We start from the raw sequence: 23,458 nt of genomic DNA, 5'->3' as shown, positions 1-23,458 counted from the left end.
ACGCGGTGCCAGGATCGTCGCGGTCGACCTCGAGAGTCCGACAGAGACGGTGGCCCTGCTCGCCGACAGTGGCCGTGCGGCGATCGGCCTCACGGCCGACGTGTCTCGACCCGGAGCAGACCGCGGCGGTCGGCGCCGAGATCACCCGCCGGTTCGGTCGGGCGGACATTCTGATCAACAACGCCGGCATCTTTCCGTTCCGCGACATCGACGACCTCGACTACGAGACGTGGCGACGGGTCATCGCGGTCAACCTCGACTCGCAGTTCCTCATGGTCAAGGCCGTCCTACCGGCGATGAAGCAGGGCGGTTGGGGCCGGATCGTCAACCTTACCTCCAACTCGATCGTGACCACGAGCCCTGGGCTGTCGCACTACATGGCGAGCAAGATGGGCGACATCGGATTCACCCGCGGCCTGGCCAACGACCTCGCACCCTTCGGCATCACCGTCAACGCCGTCGGCCCGACCCTGACCATCACTCCGGGCGTGCTGCGGGTCCACCCGAAGGAGGCCCTCGCGGCGGTCGCGGAGGCCCAGGCGATCAAGCGCAACGGCCAGCCGGATGACATGGTCGGCACTGTCGCGTTCCTCACCAGCGACGACGCCGGCTTCGTCACCGGCCAGACAATCATGGCCGACGGCGGACTCGCCCGATGACGACCCTCAAGTCGCGCAGAAGGCCAGCTCGCGGGGCCGTTCACCCCCAGGGATCGTCCGGGCACGGCAGCGCGCGCCCCGGCTCGGGGTCAGGCCGACGAGCCGCCGAGCCAGGGTGCGAGCAGGGCCATGGTGCGCTGGTGGAGGTCGTCACGGAAGCGCGCGACGCGGACCTGCCCGGCGGGCTCGGCGACTCGCCGCTCGTCCAGATAGGCCCCGCTGGGCACGTCCGGGTCGCAGGCGGCGTGGAGGACGTTCGCAGCCCCGTGCGACACGCTCTCACCCTGGACCGCGAACATCGCGTGCAACAGTCGAGTGTCGACGACTCCCGGGTGAACACTGACGATCCCGGGCCGGTAGTGCCGGGACTGCCGGACGGCGTGGGCGACCAGCGCGAGCTTGGACCGGGCGTACGCGGCAGCCGGCTGGTAACCGTGCTGGAACTGCAGGTCCTCCAGGTCGAGGTGGGCGGAGAGGTGGGTCGCCGACGACACGTGCACCACCCGACCCGTCGCGGGAACGAGCGGCAGGAGGCGCTCGGTGAGCAGGACGGCGGCCAGATAGTTGGTCTGCAGCGTCGCCTCGTAGCCGTCCACGCTGCACCGGCGGCTATCGGCGCCGGCCCGTCCCGCATTGTTGATCAGCACGTCTACCCGGTCGGCGGCGTCCGCCACCTGCCGGGCCAGGGCCACCACGTCATCGAGTCGATCGAAGTCGGCCTGCGCGTAGGCGATCTCGGCGCGACCTGCGGACCTCAGGTCGTCGAGCAGCGGCCGCACCGCCGCGTACGGCTCCGGCCCGTGCACGATCAGCCGTCGGACCGATCCGGCGATGCGCCGCGCCGCCGCCGCACCGATCCCGCTGGTCGCCCCGGTGAGCACGACCGTCCCGGGTGCCTGGCCGACCATCCCCGGTCGCCCTCCCTCTCGCCGTAGGTCCCGTGTCCGGCCATCATCGGCCGTGCCGCGCCCCGGTGCGGCCTGTTCGCCGCGGCACCCACACCGGATCCGCGAACCCCGCCGCCGCGCCCCGGACCGCGTCGTCCGGCGGTCCGACGCACGGAGAGGCGGTTCGCGGGTGGGTCGCTCAGTCCGCAGACGCGGCGATCTCCACCCGGTCGCTGTCGTTGTCGGTCAGGAACGCCGCCAGTGCCCGCCCCTGCTCGTCCACGCTGCTGCGATCGGCTCGGGATAGGCGCCGCAACGGGGTGACGCGCACGGTGTCGTCCGTCACGGTCCACGTCGCGGCGACCCGGCCGTCGACCAGCACGACCCGCGCGCCGGCGACCGACAGGCCGCGGTGGGCGTCGTCGACGATCCGACTGCGGTCGTGATATCCGAGGAGCGCGTTGTCGAACGCGGGCAGGAACCGCACCGGCGCGGGTGTGTCGGCGTCGGGGCGCGGCGCGTCCGGGAGGTCCACCAGTTCCCGACCTCGCTCATCGCGGAAGCTGACCAGCTCGTCGCGTATCGCGGCGACCGCCGCCGGCAGCCCGGCGAGGCCGCACCAGGCGCGCAGGTCGGCCGCGGCGGCGGGGCCGAACGCGGCGAGGTAGCGCCGCACCAGCGCCTCGCCCACCGGATCGGAGCCCTCCGGGGCTGGCGGGTCGATCTCGCGTCCCAGCCAGGAGGAGAGCAGGACGGTGCGCACTCCCGCCCTCGTCCGCCACAGCCCGCGCGGTGGCAGCTGCGCCACCGGCAGGAGGGCGGCGAGCACCATCTCGCCCAGCGCCCGTGGCCCCGGTTGCGGCCAACGCTCGGCCAGCGCCCGCGCGACCTCGGCCATCGAGCGCGGCTCGCCGTCGGCCAGCACCGCCCGGCCCGCCGTCGCGAGCTCGTCGAGGTCCACTCCGGCGAGCTCGCGACGGTAGGTGCCGAGTACCCGTTGGCGCAGCATGGTGTCGTGGCGGGCCCGCCAGGCCACGGCATCGTCGGCGGTGAGGAGGTGGACGGTGCGGCGCATGAGGTGGATCCGCACCACGCCGCGCCGGGTCAGCAGGTCCGAGAGGACCGCCGGGTCGAACCCGCGGAGCCGGGACCACAGCCCGACGAACGGTTCCTGCGGTTCCTGCGCCTGCAGGCCGCACAGGTGCGCGACGGCGTCAACGACCGGCAGGTCGGCGTGGTCGAGCAGCAACTGTCGGGCGAGTGTCGCGCGGTTGAGCGCCCGGGTGTCGAGAACGGTCATCGGTCAGGAGTACCTCGGCCCGACCAGGCGCGGTGCGCTGACCGTCCGGTCGTTCGAGTTGGTGTCGTTGGCTGGCACGCGTCCACCATCGCAGGCGTAGCGGCCAGGAAGTGTCCGCTTCTGTCGGCACTATGGTGCGTATGCCGAAGACCTCAGCGCGGCTGCTGTCGCTCCTCTCGCTGCTGCAGGCGCGCCGCGACTGGCCGGGGGCGGTGTTGGCCGAGCGGCTGGAGGTCAGCCCGCGCACCGTGCGCCGCGACGTTGACCGCCTGCGCGAGCTCGGTTATCCGATCGTGGCGTTCAAGGGGCCCGACGGCGGGTACCGGCTCGACGCCGGCGCCGAGTTGCCCCCGTTGCTGTTCGACGACGAGCAGGCCGTCGCGCTGGCCATCGCCCTGCAGGTCGCCGCCACCACCGGCGCCGGCATCGAGGAGGCAGCGGCCCGTGCGCTGAACACGGTGCGGCAGGTCATGCCCGCCCGGCTGCGTCACCGGATCGACACGCTTCAGGTCACCGCGGTCGAGCGGTCCACGAGGCGATCGGACCCGCCGGTCGCGAGCGGCGTGCTCATGGCACTCAGCGCCGCCGTGCACGCCCGCGAGGTGCTGCGTTTCGACTACGCCGCCGCGGGACCGGACTGCCGCGGCCCGCGGATCCCGCCGCGCCGGGCGCAGCCCACCACCTGGTCACCTGGGGCGGACGCTGGTACCTCGTCGCCTGGGACCTCGACCGCCAGGACTGGCGCACGTTCCGCGCCGACCGGATCACCCCGCTCGCCCCCACCGGGCCCCGATTCGCGCCGCGAGAGGTGCCCGGAGGTGACGTGGCCGCCTTCGTGACCCACACGTTCCGGGGCGTCGGCGGCTCCGGCGACTGGCCCTGCCGGGGTGAGGTGATCCTCGACCTGCCCGCCGCAGCCGTTTCCCGCTACGTGCCGGACGGAGTCGTCGAGGAGATCGACTCGAGTCGCTGCCGGCTCGTCCTGGGCTCGTGGTCATGGCCGGGCCTGGCCGCCACGATCGGCAGGTTCGACGCCGACATCGAGGTCGTCGGTCCGGCCGAGCTCAGGAAAGCCTTCGCGCAGCTGGCCCGCCGCTACGCCGCCGCCGGCGCACCCGCCGCGTCGCCCCGCCGCGAGGAACCGGCCACGCGGCGGCCGCGTTCCTGACCGGCGGGTGGCCGCGAGCTCGGGGTGGCCGGTCGGCCGGTTACCGTTGCCGGCGTGCGGGCGGAGGCGGGCGAGGCGATCGGCTTCTCGGTGCTCGGCTCGGTCCGGGTCGTCCGCGCCGGCGCCGAGCTGCGTCTGGGCGCCCGTCAGCAGCGTCTGGTGCTCGCGTTGCTGCTGGCCCGGGCCGGTTCGCCGGTCGCCCTGGCCGAGCTGGTCGACCTGCTCTGGGACGAGGAGGCCCCGGCCAGCGCCGCGAACGTCGTGCACCGGCACGTCGGGGTGCTCCGGCGGCTGTTCGAGCCCGACCTGCCCACCAGGGCGGCGGGCCGGCACATCCTCCGGGACCTCTCCGGTTATCGGTTGCGCGCCGACGAGGAAACCCTCGACCTGCTGAAGTTCCGGTCACTGAGCCGGCTGGCCGGCCGGAGCCTGCAGGACGGCGACCCGGAGTCGGCGCTGCGGCACTCCCTCGACGGGCTGCGACTGTGGCGCGGCCGATGTGCCGCGGGCCTGGAACCGGCGTCCCGCCGGCATCCCGCGTTCCTCGCCGTGGAGGCCGAACGCGCCCAGGTCGTGCGCGAGGCCGCCGACGCCGCCGAGCGCTGCGGTCGACTGAGCGCGGTGCTGGCGCCGTTGCGGCAGGCCGCCGAGCAGCACCCGCTCGACGAGTCGCTGCAGAGCCGTTTGCTGCTTGCGCTCGCCGCCGACGGCCGCCAGGCGGAGGCCGTCGAGACGTACCGGGTGGTGCGCCGCCGGCTCGCCGAGGACCTGGGCATCGATCCGGGCGAGGAGCTGCGGGAGGCGTACGACCGGCTGTTGCACCAGCGCACCGGGCCGGCGCGGACCGGGTCGCCGGCGCCTCTGCCCCGGCCCGCGCAGCTGCCGCCGGACCTGCCCTTCTTCAGCGGCCGGGACGACCTCATCGCCGAGGCCCGCGCGGCGGTCGCGCGCCCGGGCGGGCCGGCGGTGCTCGCGATCGACGGCATGCCCGGGATCGGCAAGACCGCACTCGCCGTCCACCTCGCCCACGAGTTCTCCGCCGGCTACCCGGACGGGCAGCTGTACGTCGACCTACGCGGCTACGACGGGCGGGACGCGGCGATGAGCCCGGCCGAGGCGCTGCGCGGTTTCCTCGGCTCGCTCGGGGTGCCTCAGCAGGGCATTCCCGCCGAGTTGCACGCTCTGGCGGGCATGTACCGCAGCAGTCTTGCCGGCCGGCGGTTGCTGATCGTGCTCGACAACTGCCGGGACGCGGAGCAGATCCGGCACCTGCTGCCGGGCAACCCGGCCTGTCTGGTGATCGTCACCAGCCGCAGCCGGCTCAGCACCCTGCTGACCACGACCGGCGCCCACCCGTTGCCGGTCGGCCTACCGAGCCTCGACGAGGCCCGCGCGGCGCTCCTCGGGCCGCTCGGCGCCGGCCCCGTCGCAGCGGACCCGGCCGCGATCGACGCGATCATCGCCAGCTGCGGGCGGCTGCCGCTCGCGCTGGCCGTGGTGGCCGCCCGCGCGGCGAGCGTGCCGCGGACGCCGCCGGCGCAGATCGCCGCCGAGCTGGCCCACGCGCCCGGCAGCCTGGACGGATTCGACGGTGACGACCCGCAGACCGGCCTGCGTGCCGTCTTCTCCTGGTCCTACCGGGCACTCTCCGCCCCGGCCGCCCGACTCTTTCGGCTGCTGCCGATCCATCCCGGTCCCGACATCTCGGTCGCCGGTGCGGCGGGCCTGGCCGGCGTCCCGCCGCGCGTCGGGCGGGCGCTGATCGGCGAGCTGAGCCGGGCGCACCTGATCAGCGAGGACCTGCCGGGCCGCTACCGCGCCCACGACCTGCTGCTGGCCTACGCCAGGGAGCTCGGCGAGGAGATCGACAACCCGGCCGAGCGCGCCGCCGCGGAGCTGCGTTGCCTGCAGTTCTACCGGGCCACCTGCTATCAGGCGCACCGGCGGCTGCTGACCTCCGAGGACCACCCGCTCATCGAGCCGGGGCCGGGCGAGACCCCCCTGCGGTTCGCCGGCCACGGCGACGCCATGGGCTGGTTCAGCGCCGAGAGGCAGGTCCTCATCGCGCTGGTCGGTCGGGCCGCCACGCAGGGCCGGCACACCGACGCCTGGCAACTCGCCCTGGGCATGCAGCATTTCTTCGACCGCAGCGGCCGGTGGACCGACTGGACGGCGACCGGCGAGGTGGCCCTCGACGCCGCCCGGGCGGGCGGCGACCTGGTCGGGCAGGCGAGGATGCACCGCAGCCTGGCCGGGGCGGCCTACTTCCGGGGCGAGCACGAGGCCGCGGTCGGGCACCTCGACCGGGCTCTCGAGTTGCTCGCCCGGCTCGGCCTGCACGGCGAGCTGACCCGGGCCAGGATCAACCGGGCGATGATCCTGCACGCCCAGGGGCGGCACGAGGAGGTCGTCCGGGCGCTCTCCGCGGCGCTGGGACCGGCCCGGGCGGCCGGTGACGACAAACTGCTCGCGGACGGTCTGGTGATCATGGCCGGAAGCAACGCCGAACTGGGCCGGGAAGACGAGGCGATGCGCTGCGCCGAGCAGGCGATGGCGCTGTCCCGCGCAGCGCAGTACCGGCTGGGCATCGCCGAGGCGTGGGAGGTGCGCGGCCGGGTGCATTCCGCCCGGCGCGAGCTCGGGAAGGCGGTCGGCTGCTGGCGCGAGGCGGCCGTCGCCTACCAGGAGGCCTCGGCGTCGGCGCCGGCCGCGGAGGTGCTGACGCTGCTCGGCGACGCCCTCGCCGCCGGCGGCGACCAGGACGCCGCGGTGCGGGCGTGGCAGGAGGCGCTGGCCCTCATCCCGTACGCGCAGACCGGGACCGGCCGGCGGCTGGCCGGCCTGCTCGCAACGGTCACGTCGGGTCCGTGACCGACCGCGATCGGTGACGGCACTCGATCCGCACTTACGCGTCAGTCCATTCGCGTCGATCGTCCCTAGGCTCGTGCCGCACTGACCGTTGCTCCTGCCTGTGGGGGGAGATGCCGTGCTGCGGGCACGCGACGAATCACCGGCCGGCCGGGCCGAGCGCATGAACACGCTGCACGCGGACCACGCCCACGCCGTGCTGCGTCTCCTGCTCGTGCTGACCCACGGCCAGCGGCAGACCGCCGAGGACCTGCTCCAGGAGACGATGCTGCGGGCCTGGCGGCACCTCGACTCGGTGCCGGCCGAGCCCGAGGCCGCCCGGCGGTGGCTCGTCACCGTCGCCCGGCGGCTCGTCATCGACGGCGTCCGGCTGCGGCGGGGCCGCCCGGCCGAGGTCCAGCTCGTCGACATGACCTGGATTCCCGCTGGTGACGACACCACCGGCAGCGCGCTGGCGGCGTACGCCATCCGGCACGCGCTCGACCGCCTGAGCCCGGCCCAGCGCAGTCTGCTCTCCGAGGTCTACCTGGTCGGGCGGTCGCTGGAAGAGGTCGCGGGCCGGCTGGGAGTGCCGATCGGCACGGTGAAGTCCCGGACGCACTACGCGCTGCGTGCCCTGCGTACCGGCCTCAAGGCGGCCTGAGCGGGGACGATTTACCCGCCGGCGACCCGGCCGCTGAGTCGAAGCTCACAGCGCGGCGGCGTGCGCCCGTTGCGGCGCACGGGTCCTGCCAGGCTGTGGCGTTCGTGGCAACCGGCCCGGTATGGATCGCATCAATATGACCAGCCCGCTCTCGTTCGCGATTCTCGGCCCGGTGCGGGCCTGGCACGGCCAGGCCGAAATCGACCTGGGCACCCGGCAGCAGCGGCTGATCGTGGCGTTGCTGCTCGCCCGTGCCGGCGGTGCCGTCAGCGTCGCCGAGCTCGTCGACCTGCTCTGGGAGTCCGACCCCCCACCCAGCGCGGTGAACGTGGTGCACCGGCATGTCGGGGTGCTGCGGCGGCGCTTCGAGCCGGGCCTGCCGACGCGGGCAGCGGGTTCGGTGCTGATCCGCGACGGTGCCGAGTACCGGCTGCGGATCGACGGACAGTCGCTCGACCTGCTGCGTTTCCGGCGCCTGGTCGCCCGGGCCGACGGCAGCTCCGGCGCACCGGCCGTCGCGCTCTACCGGGAGGGGCTGGCGCTGTGGCGGGAGCGGTGTGCCGCGGGCCTGCAGGCCGGCGGGCGGGTTCATCCGGAGTTCGTCGCAGTGGACGGTGAGCGGTTCGCCGCCGTGCGGGCGGCGACCGACGCCGCCTTGCGGGCCGGGTGCACGCACGTCGTGCTGCCCGCGATCCGGCAGGCCGCCGAGGTCGAGCCGCTGGACGAGGCACTGCAGGCGCGGCTGCTGCTCGCGCTCGCCGCGGACGGCCGGCGCGCCGAGGCCCTCGCGGCCTACGCCGACATCGAGCGCCGGCTGGGCGACGAGCTCGGCATCCAGCCGGGTGGCGACCTGCGCGCGGCCCGGGACCGCCTGCTCGACCACGACGCCCCGGCCGACGGCGCCAGGTCGCGGCGCGGCGCGAAACCGGCCCTCATCCGGTCCGGAGCGTCCGGTGGCGGCGCGGAGCCCGAATCATGGCCGCCCGCCGAGGTGGAGTTGTCGCAGCCGACCCCGACCGATCCGCCGGCGCAGTTGCCGGCCGACCACCCCTATTTCAGCGGCCGCCGCGACGTGCTGGCCGCCGCGCGGGAGCTGCTGGCCGGTGACCGGCGGACCACGGCCCTGTTGATCGACGGCATGCCGGGCGTCGGGAAGACCACCCTCGCGGTGCACCTGGCCCACCAGCTGGCCGCCCGCTATCCCGGCGGGCAGTTGCACGCGGACCTGCGGGGTTTCGCCTCCGGCGACTTGGCGATGACACCGGCGGAGGCGTTGCGCGGCTTCCTGTGGTCCCTCGGGGTCGCGCCGGCCGCCATCCCGGCCGAGCTGCACGCCCAGACCGGCCTCTACCGCGGCATCCTGGCCGAACGTCGGATGCTGATCCTGCTCGACAACTGCCGCGACTGGGACCAGATCCGGCACCTGCTGCCCGGCACCGGCGGCAGTCTCGTCATCGCCACCAGCCGCCGCCGGATCAACGGCGGGGCCGGCCCGGCGGGCGCTCACCCACTGCACCTCGACCTGCTGACCGACGCCGAGGCCCGCGAGCTGCTCACCCGGCGGCTGGGCGACGCGGCGGCCGTCGACCCGGCCGCCGTCGACGAGATCATCGCGCGGTGCGGCCGGCTGCCGTTGGCCCTGGCGCTGGTCGCCACCCGGGGCGTCGGCCGGGGCGGGCTCAGCCTGCCCGCGGTCGCGGGCGAGCTGGCCGAGACCGACGGCCGGTTGACCGGCTTCGGGGACGCGCGCGCCGACCTGGAGGCGATTTTCTCCTGGTCCTACCGGGCCCTGACTCCGGAGGCAGCCCGGCTCTTCCGGCTGCTGCCCCTGCACCCGGCCGGGGAGCTGAGCACGCGAGCGGCGGCCGCCCTGGGCGGCCTGTCCCTGCGCTCCGCCCGCGGCCTGCTCGCCGAGCTCGGGGCGCAGCTGCTGGTCCAGGCCGGCGACGGCCGATGGCGGATGCACGATCTGCTCCGCGCCTACGCCGTGGAGCTCGGGGAGGAGCACGACGATCCGGCCGAGCGGGACGCCGCCGTCGAGCGGGCCGTCCACTTTGCCAACGGCGACCCGACCCTCGGCGGACCGGCGTGAGCGAGGCTCTCGCCGAGCACGACGGGTCGGGCTCGCCGTCGGCCTGGCGACGGTGACCCGGACGCGGCGCCTGCGCGCCGCGCCCGGGTCCCACCCTCAGTACCGGTAGGCGCGGATGATGGTCTGCTTGACCGTGTTGCCGCCGGTGTCCGTGGCGGAGGCCCGCAGCGACACGAAGCCGCTACCGGACGGGTTGCGTACCCAGGCGACCGCCTTCTCGCCGGAGCGCAGCACCGTCAGCTTCCGCCAGGTCTTGCCGTCGTCGAAGGACGCCTCGACGGTCAGGGACCTGGTCCGGCCCGGCGCCGCGCCGACCTGACGGTCGAGCGAGACCGGGATCGCGAACAGCCGGCCGGCGGGCGCCCGGTGGTCGACGTCGAGCTCCGGGTTGTACCGGATCGCCGTCATCGGCAGCTTCACCAGGTCGCCTTCGCGCACGTGCCCGGACTTGAAGGTCCACTCCGCGTCGACCGCCGTCGACAGGGTGAACGCCGGGTCGCTGCGGAAGGTCGCGGCCAACCGGTAGTCACCCGTCTCCGCAGGCACGTCCCACGTCCAGGGCACCTGATTCGCGTCGCCGACCTTGACCCCGTTGCGGTAGAGGTTCACCTGCACGCTCCCGCCGCGGACGTGCCGGAAGCCCATGTGTCCGGCGCCGTCGCCGTGCAGCGGCCCGGGCCCGCCGATCGTGTCGCCCCAGTAGCGGGTGGCGAACTGCTGGCCGAAGTTCGGCGCCGGGAAGACCGGCCCGGCCACCCCGTTGGCCCACTTCACCGTGTACGTCCGCCCAGGCTTGTAGCTGGTCCACGCCGACTCGTAGTACGTGTACCTCAGCTGGGCCGAGGTCGACTGCCACACGGCCTGCTTGTCCTGGTTGTAGTACTCGGTGATGGTGCGCGGCGCGTCGTAGGTGAAGCTCGGCGGGATGTTGCGCTCGTCGCGGTAGACCGGCGAGTTGCCCGGCGCGTGCGCCACCGCGGACCGCGACACCGGCACGTCGGCCACGTCCGCGCTGGTCTGGGAGCGGACCGTGGCGAAATCACCCGCGCGCAGCTTGCGGGTCAGCCCGGTCATCATCTTCTCCGGCTCGTAGAGGTAGACCCGGTAGACGTAGGGGCTGTTGTGCAGGGTGCCGTCCTGGGCGGGCTGACCCCACATCCCGTGGACGTACGAAACGAAGCCGGGCGTCTTGCCGGCCCCGATCTGCGCGGTCCGCACGTGGTCGAAGGGCACGCCCATCAGCACGCCGAACGGGTCGTTGCTGCCCCAGATCTGCGGCCGCTGCGTCCGGATCGTCCAGCCGGACTCCTCGTGGACCGCGGTGGCCCCCGGGTTCGGCACCGACACCGCGATCGGCTTCGCGAGGCGGGTGTCCACGGTGAGAGCCTGGTCCGTGGTCAGGTCGAGGCTCGGGCGCACCAGCGTGGTGACGTGCGGGAAGGACGGCTCGCCGGTCAGCAGGTAGGTCTGGACCAGGTAGCGGCCCGCGCGGACCCGGTACCTGCTGGTAGCCGGGTTCTCGAGCACCAGGACGGTCTGCCGGTCCAGGTCGGTCAGGAGGGTGACCCAGCCCTGGTCGGGCGTGGGCGCTCCGCCGTCCGGCCCGACGAGCTTGAGGGTCAGCTGGTGGCGGGCGACGTCGAGCGCGACCGGGGTCTGCACCCGCGCGCCGCCGCCGGTCGCGGTCACCTCACCGCCGAAGTAGCGGTCGGGCAGGCCGGCGCCGGCCTGCACGGTGACGGTCACGGTGGCCGTGCCGCCGGCCGGGACCGTCACCGAGGAGGCGCTGAGGCCGAACAGCCCGGCCGGCGCCGGAGCGCCGTCGGCGTCCTTGGCGTCGAGCGAGACAGCCAGGGTGAGGGCGGAGGAGCCGCTGTTGGCGTACGTGATCGTGCTCTTCTGCGCCGCGGTGCTTCGCTCGAAGGCGACGCTGACCGGGCTCGCCGTGACGGCCTGCTGGGTCGCGCGGGCGACGTCGAGGAAGCCCGCGCCCTGCTCGTAGACACCGATGGTGTCGCTCGGCGCCGCGGCTGCCATCAGCGTGGACTTGATCCGCTCCGGCGTCCAGTCCGGGTGCTGCTGGGCCAGGATCGCCGCCGCGCCGGCCACGTGCGGAGTCGCCATCGAGGTGCCGTTAAGGCTGGTGTACTGCGGGTTCTCGGCGTTCGGCGACAGGTCGGAGGTCGAACTGCGGGCAGCGACGATGCCCACGCCGGGCGCGGTGATCTCCGGCTTGATGCCGGCGTCGCCCGTGCGCGGGCCTCGGCCCGAGAACTCGGCCAGCTCGCCCGTCTTGGTCACGGCGCCCACGGTCAGCGCCTCGGTCACGCTGCCGGGCGAGTTCACCGTGGACTCGCCGCCCAGGCCGTCGTTGCCGGCGGCGACGACGAAGAGCATGCCGTATCGGTGGGTGAGGTCGGCCAGGGCCGCCTCGATCGGGTCCGTCTCCGGGCTGTCCGGGCCGCCGAGGCTCATGTTGGCGACCTTGACGCCCTGCTGCGCCGCCCAGGTCATGCCGGCCAGGATCGCCGACTCCGGGCAGCCCACCTCGGTGCAGACCTTGGCGCTGTAGAGGGTCGCGTCGGGCGCCATGCCCTGGTAACGGCCCTGCGACGCGGCCGCGGTGCCGGCGATGGTGGAGGCGACGTGGGTGCCGTGGCCGACCCGGTCGAGGGTGTCCGCGTCGGCGGTGAAGTTCTCCGCGGCGGCGACGCGGCCGGCCAGGTCGGGGTGGGTCTGGTCGACGCCGGTGTCGATCACGCCGACCTTCACCCCCGCTCCCGTCCAGCCGGCCTGCCAGGCCTTCGGCGCGCCGGTCAGCGGGACGCTGACGTCGAGGGTGGGTTGGCGCAGCCCGTCGAGCCAGATCTTGTCGAACCCGGGGCGCAGTTGCCGCTCGGTGCCGCTCGCGGCGGAGGTGAGGTTGTTCCAGAAGGACACCGCGTCCGCGCGGCTCTCCGCGACGGCGCTCGCCCCAAAGAGCTGCCGGGTGGTCCGGGCACCGGGGAGGCTGGCGGGGGCGGCGCTGCCGTGCTGGACGATGAGCGGCAGGGTGGCCCGGCTGTCGTCGTAGCCGAAGCCGACCAGCATCGAGATGTCGAAGAGCCGCTCGTCGAGCTTGCCCCGGTTGAGCAGGCCGACGGCGTCGGCGGGGATGACCCGCACGTCCTCGCCCGCGCTGTGGGTGATGAACGGGATCCGTTCCCGCCCCCTGCCCGGGACGACGTCGACCGCCGTCTGGCCGTTCACGGTGCTGACGTGGACGGTGTCGCCGGTGAGCAGAGTGACCGTCCGGGCCTTGGACGCGACCGCCGGCGTGGTGGCCGGTTTCGCGACTCGGGGCTGCGCCGACGCCGGCGAGCCGCCCGGAGCCGCCGCGGTGACGCCCAGCACCAGCAGTGCCAGCGCCGATATCGTACGAACTGTTCGCATCATGCTCCCTAGATGAATGCGAGAGGTATCCAGGTGCTCTGGACGTGACCTGCGGGTGAAAGTTCACCCCGAGTGATGTGCGTCACAGCCAGGGAGCCGGGCGGGTTACTCGTCGCCCCGGATGCGGGCGTGCAGGTGCATGTCGTGTCTGCCGTCGGAGTGGACGGCGTCGCTCCGCTTCGTGCCCTCCAGGACGAAGCCGGCCTTGGCGGCGACGCGGCAGGAGGCGAGGTTGCGGGTCGAGTGATCCAGCTCCAGTCGGTGGAAGCCCGCCTCGCCGAGGGCCCATGCGCTCAGGGCCGTGAGCGCGCGGGAAGCCACCCCTGCGCCACGGGCGGGCGGGAGGACCCAGTACGCGCAGTTGGCGACACCGTCATCGAGATCGACTCCGCGCATCGCGATGCGTCCCAGCACGTCGGCGCCGTCTCGGGTCACCGCCCAATGTGCGCCCCTCTCCTGCGCCCAGTCCCGGCGGTACTGGTCGAACCACGCGCGGACCTGGTCCTCGGAAGCGGGCTGGCGGGTGTGCCAGTGCCGGATCTCCGGATCACGGTAGGCGGAGAAGAAGACCGCGGCGTCGGCCGCTTCCCACGGCCGTAGCAGCAGACCGCCGGCAGCGGAGAGCACCGGCTGCGGGCCATCGGCGAGTGTGCCGCCGGAAATGGCGGGCGGCGTCGACAGGGGCGAGGTCACCGCTCATCCTGGCCCGGCGAGGATCATGGGTGTCAAGTCACCGGTTCACCAGCGGGTACGGATGTGCCAGTGAGTGCGGTACACCGGTTGCCCCCAGTGTGGGACGAAGGCGATCGCCATCATGCCCGCGGTCATGACGACGGCCACCACGAGCGGTGGCAGCCCTCGCATCGCCGGCGCCGCCAGCGACAGGACCACCACGCCGACGGGCAGCCGCCACAGCATCGCCCGGAACACCACCAGCGCGTAGACGGTGCGGCCGGCGAGGAACACCACCGGGCCGGCGACCACGATGGCCAGCTCCGTGGGGCTGGTCTCGCCGAGGGGGTCTCGGGCGACGAGGGCGCCCCCGGCGGCGACCAACACCACGCCGGCCACCATGACCAGATGCGCGTACGCCGCGACCAGCGCGATCCGGCCGGGATTGTTGGCCTCGTCGATCCCGGTGGCGAGATAGTCGGCGACGTACACGATGTAGATCCGCCACATCGTCACCGTCATGGCGAAGAGCAGGATCACCCCCGCCGTCGCCAGGGACACGAACGGAGGGTCGCCGTACTGCCGCACCCCGACCAGAATGATCTCCCCCAGGGTGACGATGAACATCTGTCGGTACCGTTCCGCCAGGTGCTCGCCCCCGACGCGGAGCTCCTCGACGCCCGAGCGGCCGAGCCGGGGCAGTGGATAACCGAAGAGGCCGACCGTGTAGTCCGTCGTGATCGCCACTGCCCAGAGCACCAGCCGGATCGGGCTGGGCAGGAACGCGCCGACCAGCCACAGCACGCCGGTCAGGCAGAACCAGATGAGCACCCGCATGGGCCGCTTCTGCAACGCGTGCCCGCGCAGGGCGGTGATGAGGATGAGCCCGCGACAGAGGTGCAGGCCCACGTACGCCCCGGCGAAGGCGATCCCGTTGACCCCCTCGAACGCGCTGCTGATGGCGAGCGACATCAGCAGTCCGCCGAACAGCACGCCGAGGACGATCAACTGGACGAGCGGCAGCCTGGGGTCGTACCAGTCGGTGGTGTACGCGGTGACCGTCCAGACCCACCAGATCGCGGCGAGCAGGACCACGGTTTCCAGCGCGTGATTCCAGCCGAGGTCGCCGGTCAGCCGGTCGGACAGCCGCATGAGGGCGACGATGAGGCCCAGGTCGAAGAGGAGTTCCAGGTAGGAGATCCGGCGGGGACTGTCCTGACCGCGCAGAATCCACCCCGACCGCGCCGCCGTCACCGCCCCCGTTCCTCCGGACAATCCCGCCCAAACTTCGTATCATGCTCGGACCGGCAGGGTGCGGCGTTGCCCAAACCGATCGCCCGCGGGGTGGGCCCGCAAGCCGGGTGATCTGTCGCGGCGCCGGACCCCGGACCCGGTCCAGGGCCGACGCCGAGGCCGGGGCCCGGTCCGGGTCCGCGGCCGGGGCGCCCGCATCCAGAATGGTTGCCGCGGGATGGGGAAGGTCAGGGCCGCCAGCAGGACCGACCGAGGAGGATGGGCCATGACGGACACACCGGGCACCCGGTCTGGTAGTGCCCAGCCGGCGGCCGGCGGCGGCTTCGCCGTCGTGGAGATGTTCACCTCCCAGGGCTGCAACAGCTGTCCCCCGGCCGAGGACGTGCTGTCCGAGATCGATCGCGACGCCCGGCAGCAGGGGCAGCGCGTCTACGCCCTCGGTTTCCACGTCGACTACTGGGACCACCTGGGCTGGGTCGACCCGTTCGGGGCCGAGGCGCACACGCTCCGGCAGGAGGCGTACGCCCGGGCCTTCGGCTCCGGCGGGCTCTACACGCCGCAGATGATCGTCAACGGCACCGTCGAGTTCGTCGGTTCGGACCGCCGGCAGGCCTCATCGGCGATCGCTACCGCGCTCAGAGAGCAAGCCGCCACATCGCTCGCGCTGTCGGTCGACGGCGTCGTCGAGGACACGGGCGGCGGGTCCCAGGTGGTGGTGAACTATCAGGCCGCGGGGTTGCCGGACCGGGCGGTGCTGAACGTGGCAATCGTGGAACGAGGCCTGGAGAACGACGTCCCCCGCGGCGAGAACGCCGGGCGGAGGCTGCGACAGGACGGCGTGGTGCGCGCCTTCACGTCCGCGAGGCTGGACACGGGGAGTGGACAGGTCGTGCTCGGGGTCCCGCGGGAGCTCGTGCCCGGGCACGCCTCGGTTGTCGGCTACGTGCAGAACGACGGTGACAAGGTCATCGTCGGCGCCGCGGCCGTCGACGTGTCGGCGACGTGACGGACACGACCGCCCAGTCGCCGGCCCGTCACTGCTGAACCTGAAGGACCGCCACGAGAGCCAAAGAAAGTGGACGGGCGATGTCGAGATCGCCCGGCCGGCTCCGTCCCCGCGGTGAAGGTGACCACAATGGGTCGCACCAGCACCGAGGAGAAACACGATGGCCAAGTACCTGCTGCTCAAGCACTACCGCGGCGCACCGGCTCCGGCCAACGACGTGCCCATGGCCCAGTGGACGCCGGAGGAGATCTCGGCGCACATGCAGTACATGCACGACTTCGCGGCCCGGCTCGAGGGGACCGGCGAGTTCGTCGACAGTCAGGCGCTCGCCCCCGAGGGGACGTTCGTCCGGTACGACGGCGAGGGGCGCCCGCCGGTCACCGACGGCCCGTTCGCCGAGACCAAGGACCTCATCGCCGGGTGGGTGGTGATCGACGTCGACAGCCACGAGCGCGCCATCGAGCTGGCCGGGGAGCTGTCGGCCGCCCCCGGCGCGGGCGGGAAGCCGATCCACGAGTGGCTCGAGGTGCGACCGTTCCTGGCCGCGCCGCCCACCATCACGGAGTGACCTCCCCGATGAACGAGGCCCTGCTCCGGGGCCTCACGCCGAGCGTCCTCGGGATCCTCGTCCGCCGCGGAGCCGACTTCGCGGCGGCCGAGGACGCCGTACAGGACGCGCTGGTCGAGGCGGTCCGCGTCTGGCCGGCCGACCCACCGCGGGACCCGAAGGGCTGGCTGGTCACCGTGGCCTGGCGCAAGTTCCTCGACGCGACCCGGGCGGACGCGGCCCGCCGGCGGCGTGAGGACCTCGTCGACGTGGAGCCGGCGCCCGGGCCGGCGACCGCGGTGGACGACACGCTTCAGCTCCACTTCCTGTGCGCCCACCCGTCGCTGACGCCGTCGTCCGCGGTCGCGCTCACGCTGCGCGCCGTCGGCGGGCTGACCACCCGGCAGATCGCCCAGGCCTACCTGGTGCCCGAGGCGACCATGGCGCAGCGCATCAGCCGGGCCAAGCGCACCGTCGCCAGCGTGCGGTTCGACCAGCCCGGCGACGTGGCCACCGTGCTGCGCGTCCTCTACCTGGTCTTCAACGAGGGCTACTCCGGCGACGTCGACCTCTCCGCCGAGGCCATCCGGCTCACCCGGCAGCTCGCGGCCGCGATCGACCACCCCGAGGTGGCGGGGCTGCTCGCCCTCATGCTGCTCTACCACGCCCGGCGCGCCACCCGGACCGCGCCCGACGGCCGCCTGGTGCCGCTCGCCGCGCAGGACCGCGGCCGGTGGGACACGGGGTCGATCGCCGAAGGCGTCGAGATCCTGCAGGCCGCCCTCGCCCGCGACCGGTTGGGCGAGTTCCAGGCCCAGGCCGCCATCGCGGCACTCCACGCTGACGCGCCCACCGCCGAGGAGACCGACTGGGTGCAGATCGTCGAGTGGTACGACGAGCTGGCGCGCCTGACCGACAGTCCGGTCGTCCGGCTCAACCGCGCGGTGGCCGTCGGCGAGGCCGACGGTCCGCGCGCCGGGTTGGCGGCGCTCGCGGCGCTGGACGACTCGCTGCCCCGCCACACCGCGGTGGCGGCGTACCTCCACGAACGCGACGGCGACCCGGCGACGGCTGCGCGGCTGTACGCCGAGGCGGCCCAGAAGGCACCCAACCTCGCCGAGCGCGACCACCTGACACGTCAGGCCGCCCGGCTCAACGCTCGCCGGCGTCGCTGAGGGGGCGGATGGACAGGTCGTGCCGGAACACGTTCCGGGGGTCCCAGCGGGCCTTCACCCGCGGAAGCCGCCGGTAGGTGGGGCCGTAGTCGCGGTAGTCCCATCAATCGCCGTCGGGGTACTGTCCCGGTTCCACCGACCTATCGATGGTGTTGGTGGAACGATAGAAGACGTGGGAACTGCGGAAACTGCCATGCCTGCTATCTCGCCGCTTGCCGGCGAGCCGATTAAGCGTGCCGATGCCGAGCGGCTCGCGGGAGTGCTGAAGGCCTTCGCCGACCCAGCCCGACTGCGCCTGCTCAGTCTGATCCAGTCCTCTCCGGAGGGCGAGGCGTCGGTGACCGACCTCACCGCGCCGCTCAATCTCTCCCAGCCGACCGTGAGTCATCACCTTCGGATCCTCACCGAGGCCGGCCTGATCGAGCGCGAGAAGCGGGGCGTCTGGGCGTACTACCGCCTGGTGCCGTCCTCGATCGCGGCGATAGCCGACCTGTTGACGCCGCCCCGGAAACGGGCGACGAAGAGGTCCCGCTGAGCGGCACGTCGCCGACGACTCCCCACTCCTCGCGCCGCCGGTTCGTCGGCGGCGCGAGGAGCTGTCGGCGTACGCCGCCCTGAGGGGGCGCTAGCCCAGGCGCAGTCCGGCGGTGAGGAGCCCGACCATGCGACGCGCGTCGTAGCGGGGGTTGTCGTCCGCGCCGATGCAGAGATTGCCGACGCCGCGCAGCAGCTCGTAGGCCTCGACGTCCGAGCGGATCTCCCCTGCCGTCGCGGCGGCGTCGAGCAGTTGGGCGCACACGGGGACGAGGCGGTCGAGGAAATAGGCGTGCAGCGTCTCGAAGGCGGCATCGTCGGACTGCAACGCCTCGGCGAGGCCGTGCTTGGTGACCAGGAAATCGACGAAGAGGTTGATCCAGCCCGCCAGGGCGGCGTACGACGTGCTGCTGTTGGCCAGCAGTGTCGGGCCGGCCTCCGCGCAGGCCTCGACCTGGTGCCGGTAGACGGCGACGATGAGATCGGCTCGCGTCGGGAAGTGACGGTAGATGGTGCCGACGCCCACGCCTGCCCGCGCGGCGATGTCGCGCACCGGCGCACCGACGCCCTGAGCGACGAAGACCGCGGCTGCCGCGTCCAGCAGGGTCTTCTCGTTGCGCCGGGCATCGGCGCGCTTCCGCGGGGCCGGCTCCCCTGATCCGCTGTCGAACTCGACCACCGCCTGTTGCCTCCGTCACTCGCCTTGTCAAATGGAACCGTGTTCCGTATGTTGATTGCGGAACACGGTTCCGCTTGCCCATGGTGCCACGAACAGGTGACCCATGACCAGGCCGGGCCCACCACTCACCCCTCAGGAGGAACCGCCATGCAGTACCGCACCTTGGGCCGTACCGGTGTGCAGGTCAGCACCCTCGTGCTCGGCGCGATGAACTTCGGAAAGATCGGCAACACCACCCAGGACGAGGCGACCGCCATCGTCGATGCCGCCCTCGACGCCGGGATCAACCTCATCGACACCGCCGACATGTACAGCGACGGCCAGTCCGAGGAGATGGTCGGCAAGGCCATCGCCGGCCGCCGCGACGACATCGTGCTGGCGACGAAGGCGAACATGCCGATGAGCGACGAGCGCAACCATCGGGGCAGTTCGCGCCGCTGGTTGGTGACCGCGTTGGACAACAGCCTGCGCCGACTCGGTGTGGATCACGTGGACCTCTACCAGATCCACCGCTGGGACCCCACCACCAGCGACGACGAGACGTTGTCGGCGCTGACGGACCTGCAGCGGTCGGGAAAGATCCGGTACTTCGGATCGTCGACCTTCCCGGCCTACCGCATCGTGCAGGCCCAGTGGGCCGCGCGGGACAACCACCTGAGCCGTTACGTCACCGAACAGCCCAGCTACTCGATCCTGCAGCGCGGGATCGAGGCCCACGTCCTGCCCGTCACCGAGCAGTACGGACTCGGCGTGCTCGCGTGGAGTCCGCTGGCCTCGGGCTGGCTGTCCGGCGCGATCCGCGAGGGCCGGGCAGTCACGACCAGCCGCTCGACGTTCATGCCGCAGCGCTTCGACACCACCGTCCCCGCCAACCGGGCCCGGCTCGAGGCCGTCGAGCAACTGGCCACCGTCGCCGACGACGCCGGCCTGACCATGATCCAGCTCGCCCTCGGCTTCGTCACCGCACACCCCGCCGTGACCAGCGCGATCATCGGCCCGCGCACACTGGACCACCTGCACTCGCAGCTCGCCGCGGCGCACACCGTGCTCACCCCCGACGTGCTCGACGCGATCGACGCGATCGTCACTCCCGGCGTCGACCTCGCCGCACACGAGAAGTTCGACACGCCGCCCTCCCTGCTCGACCCGGCGCGGCGACGTCGCTGATCGCTCCCCGACGCTCGCCGCACACTCCGCGGCGCGGCGGTTCGCCGGCGGTAGCGTGGGGCCGTCCCGACAGGAGGAGGTACGGACCATGACCCGGCGGCATCCCGCGCTCGACTCGACCTCAAGATCGCGTACCGCCGCTGACGGAGGGCGCCCCGTGATCGACCCGTACGCGAGTCTTGACGATGCTGGGGTTGCGGTAGCGGCGGTCCGTGCCGGCGCGGACGTGGTGCGCACCAGGTACGGCCACCGGCTCACGCGCATCGACAAAGGCGCCGGCGACTTCGCCACCGCCGCCGACGTGGCGGCCGAGCAGACGATTCTCGAGGTCATCCGTGCTGCTCGGCCGGATGACGCGGTGCTCGGCGAGGAGGGCGGGCAGCACGGCGCGGCCGACGCCGCGCGGCAGTGGTTGGTGGACCCGCTGTGCGGCACGCTCAACTACGCCGTCGGCAACCTGCTGGTGGCCGTCAACGTTGCCCTGCGCGACGGGGCCGCGGCGGTCGCCGACCCGTTCGGCGGCGAGGTCTTCTTCACCGACGGTCAGACCGCCTGGGTACGGCAGGACGGGGTAGACGCGCCGCTGACGCCCACGTCCGCCACCCGGCTGGTCGACGTCAACCTGGATCCGCCGTTCCCGAGCGCGCCCGGCTTCCGGGCCGTCGACCTGCTGGCCCACCCCGGGTTCATCGAGCGGTTCCGGCCGCGGGTGGTGTCCACGACGCTGGCGCTGGCCTGGGTCGCGGCCGGCAAACGCGCGGCGTACGTCACCGATGGCGGTGACCTGGCCCGAAGCGTGCACTTCGCCGCCGGCATCGCCGTGTGCCGGGCCGCCGGATGCGTGGTCACCGGGATAGACGGCGCCCCGATCGGGCAGACCGGCGGCGGGCTGGTGGCAGCCGGCGACGCCGAGACCCACGAACTGCTGATGTCGATGATCCACAACGGACGTCAGCCGATCTGACCTCCGCACGGCCGAGCCTTCTCCCGCCGGTTGCGCACGGTTAGGCTTCGGCGCATGTCGAGCTGGCGATGGCATGGCCGGACGGCGAACACAGCCCTGATGCTCGGGGTCGGCCTGGTCGCCCTTCTCGGCCTGATGGTGCAGTCGCAGGGCATCGACACCGGCGCGGAGTGGGCGGCGCTGCTCGCCGTCCTGGCATCCTCCGGAGCGCTATACGTCCGCCGCCGCCATCCAGTCGCGGTGGGCGTGGTGGCGCTGGCCGCCGTCGGCATCTACGGAGCGTTGCTGCACCGGCCCGGGCCGATCATGCTGGTGTTCGTCGTGGCGCTCTACACCGTCGTCGACGAGGGGCACCTCGCGGTGGCGATCGGGCTCGGTCTCGCCTCGGTCGTCGCCTTCGCCGCCGCGGACAGCTACCACAGGTCCGCCGACAGCGCGAACGGGGCGACCCTGCTGCACGCCGGTTGGCTCGTCGCGGTCATCGCCGGCGTGACCCGCAACCGCCGGGCCTACGTCGCTGAGGCCCGGGCCAGAGTGCTCGCCGCCGAGCAGGGCAAGGAGGAGGAGGCCCGGCGCCGGGCCACCGAAGAGCGGTTGCGCATCGCCCGCGAGTTGCACGACGCGCTCGGCCACCACCTCTCGCTGATCAACGTGCAGGCCAGCGCCGCGCTGCACCGTCCGGACCCCGCCCGGTCCGAGCAGGCGCTCACCGCGATCAAGCAGACGAGCAAGGAGACGCTGCGGGAGTTGCGGAGAACGCTGGACGTACTGCGGCAGGAAGGTGCGGCGCCGACCGTTCCCACCCCCGGCCTGAACCGCCTCGGCGACCTCGTCACGACGGCCGGACGGTCCGGATTGGCGATCCGCACCGAGCTGGCCGAGACCCGGCCGTTGCCGCCGGAAGTCGACCTGGCGGCGTACCGGATCGTCCAGGAGGCCCTCACGAACGTGACCCGGCACGCCGGCGCGACCGCCGCGGTGGTCAGAGTCCGGCCGGACCGCAACGACGTGCTGGTGGAGGTCGACGACGACGGTACGGGCGCACCGGGCCCGCCCGGCAACGGAATCCTCGGCATGGGCGAGCGGGCCCGCGCGCTGGGCGGTTCGCTGACCACGGGCCCCGGGCCGGACGGCGGCTTTCAGGTACGCGCCCGCCTTCCGCTGCGACCCGGCCCGACACAGGCGGGAGCGCCGGCGTGATCCGGGTGCTGCTCGCCGACGACCAGACCCTGGTACGCGCCGGCTTCCGATCCATCCTGGACGGTGAGGACGGAATCGAGGTGGTCGGCGAGGCCGCCGACGGCGCCGAGGCCGCACGGCTCGCCCGGCAGCTGCGGCCCGACGTCGTCCTCATGGACATCCGGATGCCCGGGCTGGACGGCCTGGCCGCCACCCAGGAGATCACCGCCACCTCCCACGTCCGCGTCATCATCCTGACCACGTTCGATCTGGACGACTACGTCTACGGCGCGCTGCGGGCCGGAGCGAGCGGCTTCCTGGTCAAGGACACGGAACCGGCGGAGCTGATCCACGGGGTGCGGGTGGTGGCCCGCGGTGACGCGCTGATCGCGCCGTCGATCACCCGCCGGCTGATTTCCGAGTTCACCGCCCGTGCCGTGCACCCCGACCCCGGGCCCCGGCTGAGCGCGTTGACCGATCGGGAGCGGGAGGTGATGGCGCTGGTCGCCGCCGGGCTGTCCAACGACGAGATCGCGGCGCGGCTGGTGCTGAGCCCGGCCACGGCGAAGACGCATGTCAGCCGGATCATGACCAAGGCCCAGGTCCGGGACCGGGCCCAGCTGGTGATCCTCGCGTACGAGTCGGGCCTGACGGTGCCCGGCTGGCTCGGCCGTTCCTGACGACAGCGTCCCGGGTACGCCGCCGCCAGGGTGTCACCGCCAGTCAGACGGTGCGGCGGGTGCGGGCCAACGCCAGCCCACCAAGGACGGTGGCGATCAGCCCCACCGCCAGGGCGACGTACGCCCCACCTCGCCCGTTGCCGGTGCCGATACCACTGTCGGAGGTGGCCACCACGAGCCCACCGACGGCCATACCGACCAGCCCCGCCACCAGTGCCACGGTGGCCCCGAGACGCCCGGAGCCGGTGCCGATACGGCTGGCGGGACGGGCCAGAGACAGCCCGCCGACGACCGCGCCGGTCAGCCCCAACAGGGCGGCGATACTGGCCCCGGCTCGGCCGGCGCTCATGGTGTAGACACTGGCGGCGACCGGCTGAGCCAAGACGTGCGCGGCCGCCGCGAGCGGGGCGGCGGCGAGCAGGTGACGGAGGTACATCGAGGATCCCTTCGCTCACGTGACGGGTACAGGCGGCAGCGTATGTAGCGGCGTGGTCACCGGTCGTCAGGCCGCGGTTGCCAGTTCGGGTACCACCCGGGTTGCGCGCGCCCGGG

At 73.1% G+C, this 23,458-nt stretch carries 20 protein-coding genes and 2 pseudogenes; 14 read left to right on the top strand and 8 right to left on the bottom strand.

Features of this window, described 5'->3' with window-relative positions; genetic code table 11:
* Window positions 1-74 precede the first annotated feature (74 nt).
* On the top strand, window positions 75-659 hold the full coding sequence (locus tag O7603_RS02895; protein WP_281574118.1) for an SDR family oxidoreductase: 585 nt from the start codon (window positions 75-77) through the stop codon (window positions 657-659).
* Window positions 660-748: 89 nt separating this feature from the next.
* On the opposite strand, the gene O7603_RS02890 is transcribed toward O7603_RS02895, so the two are convergent.
* Window positions 749-1,567 (bottom strand): SDR family NAD(P)-dependent oxidoreductase, encoded by an 819-nt coding sequence (locus O7603_RS02890; RefSeq protein WP_281574117.1) that lies wholly within the window; start codon window positions 1,565-1,567, stop codon window positions 749-751.
* Window positions 1,568-1,745: 178 nt separating this feature from the next.
* Window positions 1,746-2,846, bottom strand: coding sequence for a winged helix DNA-binding domain-containing protein (locus tag O7603_RS02885; protein ID WP_281574116.1), 1,101 nt, complete (start codon window positions 2,844-2,846; stop codon window positions 1,746-1,748).
* Between the two features lie 131 nt (window positions 2,847-2,977).
* Between O7603_RS02885 and O7603_RS02880 the strand changes: the two are divergent.
* From O7603_RS02880 to O7603_RS02860, 5 genes and pseudogenes are all read left to right on the top strand, one after another.
* A pseudogene (locus O7603_RS02880) lies at window positions 2,978-3,112 on the top strand (HTH domain-containing protein); the annotation flags it as partial.
* A 272-nt stretch (window positions 3,113-3,384) separates the two neighbouring features.
* Window positions 3,385-4,014, top strand: a complete 630-nt coding sequence (locus tag O7603_RS02875) for a WYL domain-containing protein (protein ID WP_348651065.1) — start codon at window positions 3,385-3,387, stop codon at window positions 4,012-4,014.
* A gap of 54 nt (window positions 4,015-4,068) precedes the next feature.
* On the top strand, window positions 4,069-6,885 hold the full coding sequence (locus tag O7603_RS02870) for a BTAD domain-containing putative transcriptional regulator (RefSeq protein ID WP_281574115.1): 2,817 nt from the start codon (window positions 4,069-4,071) through the stop codon (window positions 6,883-6,885).
* Between the two features lie 115 nt (window positions 6,886-7,000).
* Entirely contained in the window at window positions 7,001-7,525 is a 525-nt protein-coding gene (locus O7603_RS02865) for a sigma-70 family RNA polymerase sigma factor (RefSeq protein ID WP_281574114.1), read from the top strand.
* A 136-nt stretch (window positions 7,526-7,661) separates the two neighbouring features.
* Window positions 7,662-9,617 (top strand): BTAD domain-containing putative transcriptional regulator, encoded by a 1,956-nt coding sequence (locus tag O7603_RS02860; protein WP_281574113.1) that lies wholly within the window; start codon window positions 7,662-7,664, stop codon window positions 9,615-9,617.
* 96 nt (window positions 9,618-9,713) lie between these two features.
* Here the strand turns inward: O7603_RS02860 and O7603_RS02855 are convergent, their stop codons facing one another.
* The 3 genes from O7603_RS02855 to O7603_RS02845 all read right to left on the bottom strand — a co-directional run bounded on the left by O7603_RS02855 (window position 9,714) and on the right by O7603_RS02845 (window position 14,975).
* Complete coding sequence (locus tag O7603_RS02855; RefSeq protein ID WP_281574112.1) at window positions 9,714-13,049, bottom strand: S8 family serine peptidase; 3,336 nt, start codon at window positions 13,047-13,049, stop codon at window positions 9,714-9,716.
* A 105-nt stretch (window positions 13,050-13,154) separates the two neighbouring features.
* Complete coding sequence (locus O7603_RS02850) at window positions 13,155-13,742, bottom strand: GNAT family N-acetyltransferase (RefSeq protein ID WP_281574111.1); 588 nt, start codon at window positions 13,740-13,742, stop codon at window positions 13,155-13,157.
* A gap of 45 nt (window positions 13,743-13,787) precedes the next feature.
* Window positions 13,788-14,975, bottom strand: a complete 1,188-nt coding sequence (locus O7603_RS02845; RefSeq protein ID WP_281574110.1) for a low temperature requirement protein A — start codon at window positions 14,973-14,975, stop codon at window positions 13,788-13,790.
* Window positions 14,976-15,240: 265 nt separating this feature from the next.
* On the opposite strand from O7603_RS02845, the gene O7603_RS02840 reads away from it, so the two are divergent.
* The 3 genes from O7603_RS02840 to O7603_RS02830 all read left to right on the top strand — a co-directional run bounded on the left by O7603_RS02840 (window position 15,241) and on the right by O7603_RS02830 (window position 17,703).
* Window positions 15,241-15,981, top strand: coding sequence for a DUF1223 domain-containing protein (locus O7603_RS02840; RefSeq protein ID WP_281574109.1), 741 nt, complete (start codon window positions 15,241-15,243; stop codon window positions 15,979-15,981).
* A 160-nt stretch (window positions 15,982-16,141) separates the two neighbouring features.
* Window positions 16,142-16,549 carry a YciI family protein gene (locus O7603_RS02835; protein ID WP_281574108.1) on the top strand — a complete coding sequence of 136 codons (408 nt, stop codon included), beginning with the start codon at window positions 16,142-16,144 and terminating at the stop codon, window positions 16,547-16,549.
* Between the two features lie 8 nt (window positions 16,550-16,557).
* Window positions 16,558-17,703 carry a DUF6596 domain-containing protein gene (locus tag O7603_RS02830; RefSeq protein ID WP_281576579.1) on the top strand — a complete coding sequence of 382 codons (1,146 nt, stop codon included), beginning with the start codon at window positions 16,558-16,560 and terminating at the stop codon, window positions 17,701-17,703.
* On the opposite strand, the pseudogene O7603_RS02825 reads toward O7603_RS02830, so the two are convergent.
* Window positions 17,681-17,779, bottom strand: a pseudogene (locus O7603_RS02825) (BBE domain-containing protein); the annotation flags it as partial. The gene O7603_RS02830 and the pseudogene O7603_RS02825 overlap by 23 nt on opposite strands.
* Window positions 17,780-17,896: 117 nt before the next feature.
* Between O7603_RS02825 and O7603_RS02820 the strand changes: the two are divergent.
* A complete protein-coding gene (locus tag O7603_RS02820) occupies window positions 17,897-18,238 on the top strand; it encodes a metalloregulator ArsR/SmtB family transcription factor (RefSeq protein WP_281574107.1) in 342 nt (113 codons plus the stop codon).
* 90 nt (window positions 18,239-18,328) lie between these two features.
* On the opposite strand, the gene O7603_RS02815 is transcribed toward O7603_RS02820, so the two are convergent.
* On the bottom strand, window positions 18,329-18,916 hold the full coding sequence (locus tag O7603_RS02815; RefSeq protein ID WP_281574106.1) for a TetR/AcrR family transcriptional regulator: 588 nt from the start codon (window positions 18,914-18,916) through the stop codon (window positions 18,329-18,331).
* A gap of 147 nt (window positions 18,917-19,063) precedes the next feature.
* On the opposite strand from O7603_RS02815, the gene O7603_RS02810 reads away from it, so the two are divergent.
* From O7603_RS02810 to O7603_RS02795, 4 genes are all read left to right on the top strand, one after another.
* The gene (locus tag O7603_RS02810; protein WP_281574105.1) at window positions 19,064-20,083 is read left to right on the top strand and encodes an aldo/keto reductase; all 1,020 of its coding nucleotides are present in this window, start codon (window positions 19,064-19,066) and stop codon (window positions 20,081-20,083) included.
* Window positions 20,084-20,240: 157 nt separating this feature from the next.
* On the top strand, window positions 20,241-21,047 hold the full coding sequence (locus O7603_RS02805) for an inositol monophosphatase family protein (protein ID WP_281574104.1): 807 nt from the start codon (window positions 20,241-20,243) through the stop codon (window positions 21,045-21,047).
* 54 nt (window positions 21,048-21,101) lie between these two features.
* Complete coding sequence (locus tag O7603_RS02800; RefSeq protein ID WP_281574103.1) at window positions 21,102-22,247, top strand: sensor histidine kinase; 1,146 nt, start codon at window positions 21,102-21,104, stop codon at window positions 22,245-22,247.
* Window positions 22,244-22,906 carry a response regulator transcription factor gene (locus O7603_RS02795; RefSeq protein ID WP_281574102.1) on the top strand — a complete coding sequence of 221 codons (663 nt, stop codon included), beginning with the start codon at window positions 22,244-22,246 and terminating at the stop codon, window positions 22,904-22,906. Before O7603_RS02800 ends, O7603_RS02795 begins: the two co-directional genes overlap by 4 nt.
* Window positions 22,907-22,949: 43 nt before the next feature.
* Here O7603_RS02795 and O7603_RS02790 read toward each other — a convergent pair whose 3' ends face one another.
* The gene (locus tag O7603_RS02790) at window positions 22,950-23,342 is read right to left on the bottom strand and encodes a DUF6223 family protein (protein ID WP_281574101.1); all 393 of its coding nucleotides are present in this window, start codon (window positions 23,340-23,342) and stop codon (window positions 22,950-22,952) included.
* Between the last annotated feature and the right edge of the window lie 116 nt (window positions 23,343-23,458).

It is taken from the genome of Micromonospora sp. WMMD812 (assembly GCF_027497215.1).
Classification (GTDB): Bacteria; Actinomycetota; Actinomycetes; order Mycobacteriales; family Micromonosporaceae; genus Micromonospora.
The sequence above is the reverse complement of the archived record's forward strand: the minus strand, read 5'-3'. Positions and strand labels throughout refer to the sequence as shown.

Excerpts from the sequence above, each read along its gene's own strand:
- O7603_RS02890 (WP_281574117.1), bottom strand. The coding sequence starts at position 1,567 with ATGGTCGGCCAGGCACCCGGGACGGTCGTGCTCACCGGGGCGACCAGC.
- O7603_RS02885 (WP_281574116.1), bottom strand. The coding sequence starts at position 2,846 with ATGACCGTTCTCGACACCCGGGCGCTCAACCGCGCGACACTCGCCCGA.
- O7603_RS02860 (WP_281574113.1), top strand. The coding sequence starts at position 7,662 with ATGACCAGCCCGCTCTCGTTCGCGATTCTCGGCCCGGTGCGGGCCTGG.
- O7603_RS02855 (WP_281574112.1), bottom strand. The coding sequence starts at position 13,049 with ATGCGAACAGTTCGTACGATATCGGCGCTGGCACTGCTGGTGCTGGGC.
- O7603_RS02840 (WP_281574109.1), top strand. The coding sequence starts at position 15,241 with ATGACGGACACACCGGGCACCCGGTCTGGTAGTGCCCAGCCGGCGGCC.
- O7603_RS02835 (WP_281574108.1), top strand. The coding sequence starts at position 16,142 with ATGGCCAAGTACCTGCTGCTCAAGCACTACCGCGGCGCACCGGCTCCG.
- O7603_RS02830 (WP_281576579.1), top strand. The coding sequence starts at position 16,558 with ATGAACGAGGCCCTGCTCCGGGGCCTCACGCCGAGCGTCCTCGGGATC.
- O7603_RS02820 (WP_281574107.1), top strand. The coding sequence starts at position 17,897 with ATGCCTGCTATCTCGCCGCTTGCCGGCGAGCCGATTAAGCGTGCCGAT.
- O7603_RS02810 (WP_281574105.1), top strand. The coding sequence starts at position 19,064 with ATGCAGTACCGCACCTTGGGCCGTACCGGTGTGCAGGTCAGCACCCTC.
- O7603_RS02800 (WP_281574103.1), top strand. The coding sequence starts at position 21,102 with ATGTCGAGCTGGCGATGGCATGGCCGGACGGCGAACACAGCCCTGATG.
- O7603_RS02790 (WP_281574101.1), bottom strand. The coding sequence starts at position 23,342 with ATGTACCTCCGTCACCTGCTCGCCGCCGCCCCGCTCGCGGCGGCCGCG.